This window comes from Mesorhizobium sp. M5C.F.Ca.IN.020.32.2.1, assembly GCF_004023105.1.
In the GTDB taxonomy this organism is placed as follows: Bacteria; Pseudomonadota; Alphaproteobacteria; order Rhizobiales; family Rhizobiaceae; genus Mesorhizobium; species Mesorhizobium wenxiniae.
In genome coordinates this window covers 1-525 of sequence record NZ_RZSX01001615.1, presented here as the reverse complement: position 1 = coordinate 525, position 525 = coordinate 1, and the positions used below count along the sequence as shown (strand labels likewise).

General features: G+C 69.7%; 1 pseudogene. It reads left to right on the top strand.

Annotated elements, in window-relative coordinates:
• Positions 1-457: pseudogene (locus tag EOA86_RS37775) on the top strand (damage-inducible protein); the annotation flags it as partial.
• Between the last annotated feature and the right edge of the window lie 68 nt (positions 458-525).

Genomic DNA, 525 nt, shown 5'->3' with positions numbered 1-525 from the left:
GCCAGCCGACAGGGTGATCTATCTGGAAGCTGGCGACCAGGCCAGTGTGCTTGCCTGCATGGAGGAAGGGCTGCGGCATGGCGGCCTCGGCGCGGTGGTCGGCGAAGTGGGCCGTCTGTCAATGACCGCCTCGCGTCGGCTTCAGCTCGCCGCAGAGGGAAAGAGCACCATCGGCATCGCGCTGCGGCGCTGGCGCCGCCAGACCGAGGCGGCGGACTTTGGACAGCCGACAGCAGCGATGACGCGCTGGCGCGTCTCGGTGCTGCCATCAACGCCGCTGCCTGTTCCAGGCGTCGGGCGACATCGCTGGCTTGTCGAACTCATCCGCGCTCGCGCGGGTGAAAGCGCAGATTTCGAGTTGGAGGCATGCGATGACACGGGTCGTCTCGCTCTTCCTGCCGACCTGGTCCACCGACCGGCTGCGGCGGAAGGCTGGCGACGCGGCGCCTCCGCCTGAGGCGCCGCTCGTCCTGATCGGCCGCGAAAGAAGCAGGCGGGTTGTGCTGGCGGCGGACGCCGCCGCGC